The sequence below is a fragment of the Paraglaciecola sp. L3A3 genome, assembly GCF_009796765.1.
Classification (GTDB): domain Bacteria; phylum Pseudomonadota; class Gammaproteobacteria; order Enterobacterales; family Alteromonadaceae; genus Paraglaciecola.
Genome location: NZ_CP047023.1, coordinates 1738841 through 1751955, shown reverse-complemented (window position 1 = coordinate 1751955; position 13115 = coordinate 1738841). Strand labels below are relative to the sequence as shown.

Below are 13115 nucleotides of genomic sequence, written 5' to 3'. Positions count from 1 at the left end.
TTGTTGCTTTTCTCTGTGTAGCGCAGCCGCATTTTTAATCTCTGTGTAACTCTGTGACAATTTTTTTGCTTTTAAACTCGCCGCTCGAATCTCGCGGCTAAGCACTGCTTTATTCTGCTTTTAGTAGCAAATTCATGGCTTGCTTGAAAAATTATGTTGATAGGTATCACTACAAGACTAAACGATAACCAGCGCCATACACAGATTGGATCCAATCTTTGCCATCACTAATTTCAATCAGTTTTTTACGGAGCTTTTTAATATGGCTGTCTATGGTGCGGTTATTCACAATACGATGATCAGAATACATATTATCCATTAGTTGATCGCGACTAAAAATTCGCTCAGGTTGTTCTGCTAGTCTTTTCAACAGTTGAAATTCAACGGAGGTTAAGCTGCATTCTTGTTGATGAAAACTCACAACTAAGCGATTTTCATCGAGTTGTAAATTGTCACTCACCGTCTCAATCGTTTGTGTTCTTCTTAGTACCGCTTTTACTCTAGCCACCACTTCTCTAGGACTAAAAGGTTTACAAATATAATCATCTGCTCCTAACTCTAAACCCAGTAAACGATCAATTTCTTCTACTTTAGCGGTGACCATCAATATCGGCACATTCGAGAACTGTCTAATTTCTTTGCACAAATCTATGCCATTTTTACCTGGTAACATAATGTCTAATAAAATGGCACTGGGGTTATTTTCTTTGACCCAAGGGATCACATCATCGCCATGGTGGATCATATGTGGGCTGTATTCGGTCAGACTAAAATAATCTGCTAGCAAAGACGCTAACTTAATTTCATCTTCGACTATTAATATTAAATTGGACATTTTATTCCTTAAGCTAAAGGTAATGTGATAACAATGGCTAAACCACCAAGTGGCGATTTTTCTGCGCTAATTTGCCCTTGATGAGCTTGTACTATGTGGCGACAAATAGATAAACCCAAACCAGAACCGCCGGTTTTTCTATTGCGCGAATCTTCCACCCGGTATAGGTGCTCAAATAAATGCTCAAAATGCTGCTCATCTACCCCTACACCGTTATCTGAAAATTTTACAATGACTGCCGAATCATTACTGGCATAATGCTTATCGTCAACCAGCAAAGAAATCTGTAACTCACTGGCCGATGCATACTTAATACAGTTATTAATAATATTTTCAAACAATTGACATAACCTAGTTTTATCGCCGTAAACATTAATTTCAGGCTTATCAAACATAAGCTTAAGAGTAATACCTGCATCAGCTAAATACCCTTGGTACTTTTCCACCTCTCCTTGAATTAAAGCCGTTAGATTTTCAGTCTGTTTGCGATAATGCATGCCACCTATATCAGCACTGGTTAACAGGTTTAAATCATCAATCAGCCTTTGTAGGTGTTTGACCTCATCATTAGCAGAGCCAATATTTTTGATGGTCAGTGGCCTAACATTGTCTAGCATTGCCTCGAGTTCGCCCCGCAAAATAGCAACCGGAGTACGTAATTCATGAGAAATATTCGCTAACCAACGTTTTCTAGCAGACTCATTGGCAGCCAAGGTTATGGCTAGTTCGTTATAGTCTCGACTGAGATCGCCCAACTCGTCACGTCTATCTAAATCAATAGACTGCTGATAATCACCTTGGGTTAGCTTATGCATACCAAGGGTAATTTGTTTAATGGGTTCAATCACATGGCGAGCTAAAGAAAAAGTCACTAACCCCACTAAACTCATTAACAGCAAAGCAATCACCCACAGATACTCTTGTTGCTGCTGTAAAAAGTCTAATTCATAACCTTGGGTCAGGCTATTGCGCTTAGACACAGCAAAATATCCCACCACTTCCTTACCTACTGTAATAGGTGTTTGACTATATTCTAAAGACTCTAGATAACTGCCCACCACAAAGTTTTGATTTTTATCCAGTAATACATAATGAGACTCATTTTGAGGAGGAGGACGGCGGCCATCCATAGGTCTGGAAGATGGTCTGTTTTGTGACTGCGCATTTTGCATAGACTCAGGGCCAGAAAAAGGACGAGGTCTGGGTGGAGGCTCATTTTTTCTCACATCAAAATCAGAGCCCTGCAACTGAGCAAAAATTAATGATCTAAATTTATCGTGCCGGCCCAGCATATCCTGCCAATTATTCTTTACTTGGTACTCTTTGGCTAATTCAAGTACCACAGGTTTTAAGGTTTCAATCTCTTTGCTATTTACATAGTCAACCATACCTTTACCTATGCTCCACTGCATTAGTAAAACCAGAATGCTGACCAAAAACAAACTAAATCCAAATAATAATAAAAACAGCTTTTTCTGTAATTTCATCTTACCTATCCCACAAAAGCCCTAGAACTTAGCCATACGTCAATTGTTCAACGATAACAAAACAATGTGCAAATAATATGTATGGTGTATAACCCTCTCATTTTAATGGAATGATAAAAACTAATTATTCATCCTCTGGCTACATTACTGTATCATCCCACACATTAAAAACGGCTTATGCTAATTGATTAAATTTGCAATAAAGTCGTTAACATTTCCAATAAAGATTCAGCTCTTTATTAAAACAATAAAGAGTATGTTGAGAGCCAATATGACAGTAGAACAATACAACCCAAACGCAGCTAAAAAAAGCAGTAACTCAGCTGAAAGTCAAACGACGACCTTAAACATTCCAGCTAAAATCATTGAGCAGCAGGCTGAACAAAATCAGTCGAGCAAAAGTGGCTCAAAAATTGGATTTATCTCTTTGGGTTGTCCAAAAAACCTTGTGGACTCTGAACGAATTTTGACTCAACTTCGCACTGAAGGTTACGAAGTGGTACCTAGTTACGACAATGCTGATATGGTGATTGTAAACACCTGTGGCTTTATTGATTCTGCTGTACAAGAGTCTTTGGATACCATAGGTGAAGCCCTTGCAGAAAACGGCAAAGTATTAGTAACCGGTTGTTTAGGTGCAAAAAAAGATGAAATCATCGAGTTACACCCTAATGTGTTAGGGGTGACAGGCCCTCATGCTTATGATGAAGTACTGACCCAAGTACATCAGCATTTAGCCAAACCAGTACACAATCCATTTATTGATTTAGTGCCACCACAAGGCGTTAAATTAACCCCTAAACATTATGCTTATTTAAAAATATCTGAAGGGTGTAATCACAGATGTACCTTTTGCATTATTCCCTCAATGCGAGGCGACTTAGACTCTCGCCCTGTGGGTGATGTGTTAGGCGAAGCACAACGTTTGGTTAAAGCTGGGGTCAAAGAATTATTGGTTATTTCTCAAGATACCTCAGCCTACGGTGTTGATGTAAAACATAAAACTGATTTTTGGGATGGCATGCCAGTTAAAACTCACATGCAACAATTGTGTGAAGAGTTAGGCAAACAAGGGGTGTGGGTGCGCTTGCATTATGTTTACCCCTACCCTCATGTAGACAAAATCATTCCATTAATGGCCGAAGGTAAAATTTTACCTTATTTAGACATTCCTTTTCAGCATGCCAACAAACGTATTCTTAAATTAATGAAACGTCCGGGTAGTTCAGAGCGTGTATTAGAACGTATTGCCAAGTGGCGCGAGATGTGTCCAGAATTAGTCATTCGTTCTACTTTTATTGTGGGCTTCCCAGGTGAAACCGAAGAAGAATTTGAAGAATTATTAGAATTTTTAAAAGAAGCACAGCTAGACCGCGTAGGTTGTTTTAAATATTCACCGGTAGAAGGAGCAACAGCCAATGCCCTGCCTGATCATGTTGCTGATAATGTAATGGAAGACAGGCTACAACGCTTTATGGCAGTACAAGCTGAGATTAGCGCCGCCAAGCTACAAGCTCGAATAGGCCAAGAATACCTAGTGTTGATTGATGAAGTAGACAGCGAAGGTGCCATTGGCCGCTCTTATATGGATGCACCAGAAGTTGACGGTAAAGTGTATTTAACCGATGAATTTGATGTAGAGCCTGGCGATCAGATTTGGGTGCAAATTATTCATGCCGACGAACACGATGTTTGGGGTGTGCGCGTCGAAGATTGATCATTTAATTCTGTTATCAAATGGCCAATGCTCTTTTCTTCAGTATTGGCCATTTATCTAATCTTGTTAGAACCTGTTTTTTCTCACTTCCACATTATTTGCATACTGCTTACACATTTATTCATTACCTTGTGGTTATTATTTAACAAGGTTTACTTATTATGAATTGGATCAACAAAAAAACGTTGCTAACAGCTGTATTTATCTGCGTGATAAGTTTGTGGGGTTGTACCGGCAGCAGTGACAATGAAACAAGTGGCGAACAACAAACAGAAACAACCAGCGAAACCATAGTACCTGTCGATCCTTATCATTTCGTTAGTAATGCTTTAGTCGACAGTATAGCTATTGAGACTTGCACTTTAAGTAATGGCGAACAAGCAGATTGTTACCGCATAGTGATTGCAGGGGTACCAGCCAACCACGACATAGGTGTATTTTGCCCTACCGATATTTATAGCACCGCTGATGAAGGGGGAATTTGGTTCGACGGAAGTGGCGAAGTGTATGATATTACAGGGGAGTTCATTCTGAATTTGGCGAACTTATATAATGACGACAAATGGTTGTTATACGATCCTGAAACCGGCCTAGTCAATGTCACTGATACTGAAGAAAAATGTGACGGAGCCGCCAGACCCGATGTCGAAGAACAATACCAAAACCATTGCGTAGTGTGTTCAATTGATTATGTAGATGGCGGGATAAGTAAAGAATATTTAATTCCTGTCACCCCCGTAGCCGCATCCACCTTCAATTCACTTGGTCGAGCTGAGCCAGGGGTATCTCTAAATGGCGTGACCTTAGCGGCGCCCGCACCTGTAGATGCCATTTTAGGCGCCTATACCATAGCGGCCTTTGATGATTGTGCTGGGCATATTAATTTAAACGAAGGTTATCATTACCATGGAGCGGCAGGTTGTAATGACATTATTGCTCAAGATGATGGTCATGCCGCCATGTTTGGTTATGCATTAGATGGTTACGGTATTTTTGCCATGTTAGATAACGAAGGTAAAGAATCGACTGATCTTGATGAATGTCGCGGGCATATAGATGCTGTCCGTGGTTACCATTACCATGCAGCGAGTGTGGCTGAAAATATGTTCATTGGTTGTTTTCGTGGCGAAACAGCGCGAAGTTTTTAGGAGTAATACAATGATATTCAATTTAAGAAAACTTAATAAATACATTAACTCACATTCATTTTTAACTTTATGTTTGGTTAGCTTTATTGCTTTTAACGCCCATGGTCATAATGGCCACCCAAACAAAGCACCTTGGCATGCATGTGAAGAAAAAAAGCTCAGTGACCTTTGTTCATATCAAACTGAAAGCACCCTATATAAAGGTACATGTCGTACGATTAAAGCAGAATTACTTTGTGTTAGAAATCAACCTTTAGAATCCATAAAACAAAGCGCTAAAGAAGACACAAAAACAAATATACTCAGTAAAATATTCAAAGTGAAAACTTATGACAACATACTCGCCAATGTAAAAAATTAACACAGAGTAAAATGTAACCTTTTGGCTAAAACATCTGGGGCTTGCCCCCCCTTTTTCTATATATATCGTTATTTAGGGTTAAAATTTGTAGTATATTAGCCACAGAAATTAATTTTGCTTTACAGCAATAACGAGGGAAATATTAAGTGGCAACAATCAACGAACTGGCGCAAGTCATACAAATAGTGGTCGCTCCTATTTTTATGTTGACCGGCATTGCAGGTTTTTTAAATGTTATGTCTGGCCGATTAGGCCGTATAGTTGATAGAGCGCGTATAATGGAGCGCCGGGTCCATACCATTAAAAATCCAGAATTTCTTGAACAATCAGAATTCGAATTAAAAAACCTCTGGCGCAGGATCACCTTAATCAATAGCTCTATTGGTTTATGTACAGCTTGTGCATTATTTGTTTGTTCTGTAGTGGTATTGCTATTTTTAGGGGACTTATTGTTGTTTGATTTTAGCCGGATCATTATGACCTTGTTCGTTATCGCCTTATTTTTATTAATTTTTGCTTTGTTAGCTTTTTTAAAAGAAGTACAACTAGCCACCAGAACATTAAAAATGGGTAAGGAAATAGTCGAAGATGAATCGACTTAATTTTGTTATCACTGGCTAAAAATACGAAGTTATTTAACGTTAATTTCATGCTGTTAATTTGAAGATTATTATATGAAAATTTTAATTGTTGATGACCATACTCTTTTTCGTGAAGGTCTAAGTTACGTGCTCGAGAATTTAGCACATGCAATTACAACGATTGAGGCCAACAACTACCAAGAAGCAGTTAATCGGTTGGAATTAGAGCCTGATATAGATCTAGTACTACTGGATTTAGCTTTGCCTGGTGAAAATGGTTTTACACTTTTAGATTTTTGTAGAAATCAATTCCCTACTATTTCGGTCGTCGTTTTGTCTGCCACAAAACAACAGAGTGACTTAATGCAGGCTATCAAAGGTGGCGCCATGGGATTTATTCCTAAAGACGCCTCCAGTAAAACCATGTTGAGCGCACTGCGTTCTATTATGCAAGGTGACATATATTTTCCAGCGTCAATAAGCGAACAACCCACAGCCGAAAATCAAAACACATCAGATGCGTTTACCCCAAGACAAAAAGAAGTCATTATTAAGATGATGCAAGGCTTATCTAATAAAAAAATAGCGCTAGAGATGGATATTGCTGAGGCAACTATTAAAATGCATGTCACTGCGATATTTAAACATTTAGGTGTAAACAATAGAACTGAAGCAACGCTCGCTGCACAGAAGTTAGGCGTTTTCTAGCCCAAAATTTAACCACAACTGCGTAAAAAAGCTCGAAGTTTCATTGTGGGTATGGGTTTAAATAATCCCTGAAAACCACTTTTTTCATTTCTATTTATCTTTCTATCTCGATATCAACAGAGCCGAAACTTCTTTTTTGTAAACCTTTAAATAGCCTTTAGAATTCATTTTAATACCAATCCGCATACCTACCGGCCCACTGTCAGAATATTTTACAGTACTTTTTGCAAACCCAGACTTTTGGCTACTTATACAGAGTTTATGGGCGGTGTAACATAAATTCATAACAATAGTCTTCTAAGACTTTAACCACTTCGAACCGTATTAAATAACATCAATCTTCTAAAATTCTCATTACAGAGAATTTCTACTTAGCCTAATTCGCTAAGTCCAGACACATTATTAGATTGGGATAATTATATAAAGCATGATTACATGCGTAAGGGAAATGTGATGCACAGCCTTAAATCAAATTATTTACCCCGCAGAACCTTGTTAAGCGTTTCAGTCTCTGCCGCGCTATACGTATGCACCCTTTCAGCGTCTTCAGCTGCCAATGTCACCCAAAAGGTGACCTTGGCTAGCAGTGGTCAAAGTATGTGGGGCACGGGCAGTTCAGTGGCTTTTTCCAATTTGGCTAATCCCTTATTTTTAGGTGCTCAGTGGGATGAAAGTGGCAAGATTTTTGAAGTAGGTAGCGCAAAATGGGGCAGCAATGGTTTAAGAGTTGATGGTGCCACAAGTGGGCGAATTGGCCTAGAAACCGGCTGGGAAATCGACAGTGGTACAGTCAATGCCAGCCTGCCTTTTGAATTTACCTTTCAATTGCCTGATTTAAATGAGCTCCAAGACAAGCAAGCATTTTCTATGGGGGTCACAAGTTCCACCTTGTTAAGTGACGCGTTTTTACAAACCATCTCGCCCACAATTCAAACCTATGTTGACTTTATCGTTGAAGCTAATGCATCGGTTACCGCAAAAGGTTGTTATGACGTCTGGGTCAGTACTGATTGTGGTAGTAAAAGCAAAAACCTGTTCGATATTGATGAAAGCTTTGAGTTGTTATCACTTAATCGTGACAAAGATGGTGAAGTAAGAGTGCTTGATGGTTTCAGTACCTTATTTGCAGTGGGTAAATCGGTAGCCAGTGTAGTTGAAGTGACAGAAGAAAAGGATCCCGATGATCCTGAAGGCAAAAAGAAGAACAAGGTCTCAATAGATTTAAAACCAAAGGTAAGCGTGGGCGGTTCACCCTTAGTTGAGGTGGATGTGCGTTTGCCCGATATCGTCGAAAAAGAATACTTAGGCGGAGCAGGCCTTAATGTTGGGACCGATGGCAAAAAAGATGTGTTAGTGACTAGCGGCTCTGATAACTTTTTAGACATCAGTTTAGATGTTGATCAATTAGGCACCAGTTTAGGGATCTTGCCGCCTTTAGGTGTAACCGCAGATGTGGATTTTGGTATTGGTAGTGTATCGGCAGCAGTGGATTTAATCGATTTAACCTTGACGCCGTCTTTAGCCTTAACCCAAGATTTTAGTTTATCTATCGATAATATTGGTATTAGTTACGCTTTTGACGACTCAGTATTAGCTGGGGTAAGTGGTGGGCCGTTAAGTAATGTAACTAGCTTAGATAATCTCAATTTAAATCAGCAAATTGACATCACTTGGACCGACGATGAAAGCTTAGGTATCACACCCATTTACAATATTGATGTGAGCTTAACTAACAATACAGGTTTGCGTATTGATACCACCTTTGATATTGATTTACTCAAAGGCAGTATTTCAGGGGAAGTGTTTGGTATAGATATGGGCACCTCTAAGTTTGGGCCTTTAGCTAAAATACCTTTTGATTTGGGCAGTATTGAACTGCCCCCTTTATTTGACAGTAGTTTTGCTTTAGCTGGTTTTGATGGCACAGCTGGCAATAAGCTGTTGTTTAGTACTGACAATCTTGATTTTAAGGCAGATAGACTTGATTGGAATGATAAAGATAGTTGGGAGGGGGGCAATATACCACTTATTAACAACGTCACTATCCGCAATCATAATAATAACCAGAATCACGATACCGTCGCTTACATTACAAGTGCTTCGCAAAGTGGGGCAATAAATATCTATGGATTAAGTGGAATTAGTATAGGCAATAATGGTGTGTTGACTGTTGGTGGAAATTTCATTCATTTAGACCACGCGCAAAGTTCTTTAAACGTGTCAGGTAATGGGCTGTTGAAATTAGGTGCTACGGATATGGATATCACCGGTGAAGGTGTGCTCCACTTAAGTGGTACGTCAACACTCACTTCAATTAATACAGAATCACAAGTCAGGTTCGATGGCGCCAACATTAGTTCATGGTCTGGTAATTCGACAATTAGCAATATAGCTCTTGAATTAAAAAATGGTAGTGCCATTACCGCTAGCAACAGTCAATTATCGATCAATGATGCTTCAATTAAAGGTGACGGCAATACGACACTAAGCACCTACACCAATGGCTCCATGGCTTTAAATTCGGTGAAATTAGAAAACCTGAATTTAAATGGCGAGTTTTATGTGGGTGATAAAGATAATACTCAATGTATTTATGGCAACGATCAAGCTGGCTGTATCTTGTACCAAAATAAAAATACAGTTGAATGGAAAGCCGGTAATTCAGGCGTTATTGCTTTAGATGGAAGCATTGAGTTGTTAAGTCAGACACAAGGTGGGTACCCTGCCAATATTAAAACCTTAATACTGGATGGTGTCGCAGAGGGAAATACCTTAGTTAACAATGGCACTATCATTCTAGCCACTGATGACACTGGGAACTTTCCCAATAGTTTTGGTGTGAGGAGTCAATCGATTCTGACCGTAAAACAAGATTACACCTTTACTGGTGATGGCAGTATCGTGTTATCTGGAGAGAAAAATGAACTCGGCGATGGTGCCCAAATTCAAGGGGCTGCAGGGGTAGATTTAGTTAACGGCACTCAACATACTATCACTGGAAACGGTGCCATCTCCGGTTTTTCTAGCATTGATAACCAAGGTGTCATTATTGCACAGGGTGGTGAGCTTAGAGTCGCCACATATGATACGTTGGTCAATAATGGCGAATTGAAAGCAGAAAACAACGGTATACTGAATATCACTAGCGCTTGGACTAATAATGGCAAAGTAGAGGCCATAGGTACTGGCACGGTGTTGAACCAGGCTCAACTTGGGGCTGGTCCTGTTAACCTAAGCAATTTGAGCACGTCGACAGATGCCATCACCTTAACTGGTGGACAATGGCAAGCAAGCAATGGTGGCGCTATTTCCCTAGGAACTGAAGCGGTTTCATCGCATTTCACTACTTTTAAAAATAGTGCAGATATTACCTTAGATGGCGCGACGTCTAACATGATAGTGGGTAAGTCACTAGATCAGTTTAGTGTGTTCAATAATCAGCACGACGGCGCATTGACTCTAAATAATGGCGCTACATTCAACACTTCTAGCTTTCAAAATAACGGCACAGTTAATCTGGCAAATGGCACCCTTAAGGGGTTAGAGAACAATGCCGGCGGGTTAGTACAAGGCTATGGTCAAATTGTATTATCTTCGGCACTGGGCGCTAACAGTAACGATTATGTTAATAACGGCACCATAAGAGCACAAGACGGATGGTTACGTTTAAACACAGCATCAAGTTCGGGAACCTTTGTTAACAAAGGTACTGTTGAAGTCATGGGGGGAGCTCGGCTTTCCACTGGAGTATTTGCGTCAGACACTTTCGATGGTAATGGCGGCAGATGGGCAGCCTATGCAGATGATCAAGCGGCAACTCTTGGATTTCTCCAAAATCACACCAGCACTAATGACAACCCTCCAGGTATTAGCACCTTGAGTAACGGTACAGTGATCCTGAGTGGAGAGAAAGCCAATCTCAATACAACCGTGTTCTTTTATTCCTGATGCTGGCGGCAGAATATCTGTTCAAGACATTGATTTACAAGATTCTCTAGAAAAGATCAGTTCAACAGCAACCTTGGCACTTGAGAACGGTCAACATTTTGCGACGAGTGGTTTATTAACAAACCAGGGCCAAATCCGCTTAGATGATGCGAAGCTGTCCAGTGTGTTTGTGGTCAACGAAGGTGAGATTGTTGGAAACGGCGATCTTAACACTCATGTTATCAACACAGGTGTTGTTACCGCCTCTGGTGGCCAGCTAAATCTAGGCTCTGTAATTTCAAACGGTGACTCATTCGAAACAGGCACTATCGAAGTTGCCAACACATACGGTGATGTACTGCATTTAAACAATACCCATGTCATTGGTGGAAATCTTAACGTGGCTGAAAACGGTCAGGTAGAAGGTTCCGGCAACATTGACGGAGTATTAGTTGCCAATCAGGGCAAGATAGTCTCCGATGGCACAGGGTTGGACATCGATTTCGCTTCGGGCTCTTCAAATACCGGCACTATACTCTCCACCAATGGCTCGAACATGTCGTTACAAGGACAGCCACTGCAAAATGATGGCGGCCTTATCAGACTTGATCAAGGCAGTACCCTTGACCTCAAAGGTATCACTGTTATTCAGGGTGCCGTTGAAGTGGTTGGTAACGGCTCGGTGTTAAGTGGTTACGGTACTTTGGATAATATCGCTCTGCAAATATCCGAAGGCACGGTTACCGCTAATGTGGATGGCCAAAGGTTAACCCTTGATCCTGGCGAAACCGCACAGTTGATGCGTGCTACTTTGCGTGCTGAAAACGGTGGTATTTTACTCTTAACCCAAGGTGATTTTGATAATGGTGGTGGTACCTTAATTGAAGCCAGAGAAGGCTCGGTGGTCGAAATAAAAAATATCACCATGAACGGTGGCAGATTGGAAACCATAGGTGATGGCAAAATTATCGATTTAGGCTCAAGTGATTTTACTAACATGAGTTTTAACGCCAATACCGAGGTGGCTAATGGCGGTGAATTTAACTTACATGGCACTATCATCAATACCTCGTCACTGACGGCCTTAAACGGTGGTGAAATTGTAATGCACGATGCCACTATCACAGCTACTACTTTAAAAACCATAACACAAGCTGATGGTACTGTGACCTTTGAACCGGTAGCCAGCGATGGACAATTAAATATCGCCGCTGGTGGTACCCTTAAGGGCGAAGGTAAAGTAGATGAGTTAGCCATGGATAACCAAGGCACTATTCATGCCGATGGTAGTAAAGCGTTAATTTTCGATTTGAAAGGTGACCTATTTACTAACAATGGCAAGGTTGAAGTAAGTGGTGATGGTGGTATGCAAATCGATGACAATCAAGTGGTGAATAATGGCAAAGTGGATGTTCAATCAACTTCAACTCTGACCTTGGCTAGCAACTTTGTGCAACAAGGCGGAGAACTGAAAGTGGATGGTAAATTACTTGCCAGCAATGTGACTATTGATCAAGGCAGTTTAGCCGGAAGTGGCGTGGTGGATGCTGATGTCACCGTAAATGTAGACGGAAGAATTGGTCGTGGCAGTTTAATATTGATGCAAGACCTTGATCTGTTCGGCACCCTCGAAATTGATATGAACAGTTCCGGATTATTGTCTATGTTAGATGTTCATGGCGACGTTACCGTAGGCGGATCGACCCAGTTTGAATTAATTTTTGCAGCTGATTACAACCCACTTGATAGCTTAGATTTTGATTTTTCTTTATTTAATAACTTTATTAACCTTGATTTACTAAGCGTAACTAGCTTTGTGGTTACGGGCCTAGCCGAACAGTTAGATTGGGCTGTGATATGGGACGATGCTAAGGGTGGATTTGCTGTTGATATATTTAATGACGACAGTTGGACTGCTAGTAACGATGTACCAGAGCCTCACACTATTATGCTGCTTTTATTTGGCATAGCCTTTTTAGTTCTGCGTCGCAAAGAGCCGATGCCAAAAGGTAAAAATGATGAATTTATTAATTAATTTTAAATAATATCAATCTAGATAAATAACCGGTTTTTACCGGTTATTAAATCTGTTGCAATAAAACTCCCAAACACAACGCCGTGCTTTATATTCCGGCCAAAATACTACCAGAATGACGAAAGGGAAAGACGATAGAGGGTGATAAATCTCCACTCTATCGACTGATTCTATACTTATACTTCAATCTATTTACTAGCTTCTACCCACTACTTTTACTACTTCATGCCGCTAAGTCTGCCCCTCTCTGCTTTTACTGGCGAAGCTATCCCTTGTGTGCAAAGCAGATGCTTTGTGGCGAAGCCATGCTCATTGT

The 13115-nt window shown here is 40.4% G+C and carries 9 protein-coding genes; 7 read left to right on the top strand and 2 right to left on the bottom strand.

The window, feature by feature from the left end; translation table 11 throughout:
- Positions 1–169 precede the first annotated feature (169 nt).
- Positions 170–835 (bottom strand): response regulator, encoded by a 666-nt coding sequence (locus GQR87_RS07325; RefSeq protein WP_158967972.1) that lies wholly within the window; start codon positions 833–835, stop codon positions 170–172.
- 8 nt (positions 836–843) lie between these two features.
- Positions 844–2322: an ATP-binding protein gene (locus GQR87_RS07320; RefSeq protein WP_158967970.1), complete on the bottom strand. Its 1479-nt coding sequence runs from the start codon at positions 2320–2322 to the stop codon at positions 844–846.
- Between the two features lie 271 nt (positions 2323–2593).
- Between GQR87_RS07320 and rimO the strand changes: the two genes are divergently transcribed.
- The 7 genes from rimO to GQR87_RS07285 all read left to right on the top strand — a co-directional run bounded on the left by rimO (position 2594) and on the right by GQR87_RS07285 (position 12799).
- Positions 2594–4039 (top strand): 30S ribosomal protein S12 methylthiotransferase RimO, encoded by a 1446-nt coding sequence (gene rimO, locus GQR87_RS07315; RefSeq protein ID WP_158967968.1) that lies wholly within the window; start codon positions 2594–2596, stop codon positions 4037–4039.
- Positions 4040–4200: 161 nt separating this feature from the next.
- Positions 4201–5187, top strand: a complete 987-nt coding sequence (locus GQR87_RS07310) for a YHYH protein (RefSeq protein WP_158967966.1) — start codon at positions 4201–4203, stop codon at positions 5185–5187.
- Between the two features lie 10 nt (positions 5188–5197).
- Positions 5198–5548, top strand: a complete 351-nt coding sequence (locus GQR87_RS07305) for a hypothetical protein (RefSeq protein WP_158967964.1) — start codon at positions 5198–5200, stop codon at positions 5546–5548.
- A gap of 146 nt (positions 5549–5694) precedes the next feature.
- The gene (locus GQR87_RS07300) at positions 5695–6150 is read left to right on the top strand and encodes a DUF2721 domain-containing protein (protein WP_233267418.1); all 456 of its coding nucleotides are present in this window, start codon (positions 5695–5697) and stop codon (positions 6148–6150) included.
- 72 nt (positions 6151–6222) lie between these two features.
- Complete coding sequence (locus GQR87_RS07295) at positions 6223–6837, top strand: response regulator transcription factor (RefSeq protein ID WP_158967962.1); 615 nt, start codon at positions 6223–6225, stop codon at positions 6835–6837.
- Between the two features lie 453 nt (positions 6838–7290).
- Positions 7291–10785 carry a hypothetical protein gene (locus GQR87_RS07290; RefSeq protein WP_158967960.1) on the top strand — a complete coding sequence of 1165 codons (3495 nt, stop codon included), beginning with the start codon at positions 7291–7293 and terminating at the stop codon, positions 10783–10785.
- Positions 10739–12799: a PEP-CTERM sorting domain-containing protein gene (locus GQR87_RS07285; RefSeq protein ID WP_158967957.1), complete on the top strand. Its 2061-nt coding sequence runs from the start codon at positions 10739–10741 to the stop codon at positions 12797–12799. Before GQR87_RS07290 ends, GQR87_RS07285 begins: the two co-directional genes overlap by 47 nt.
- Positions 12800–13115: the final 316 nt, after the last annotated feature.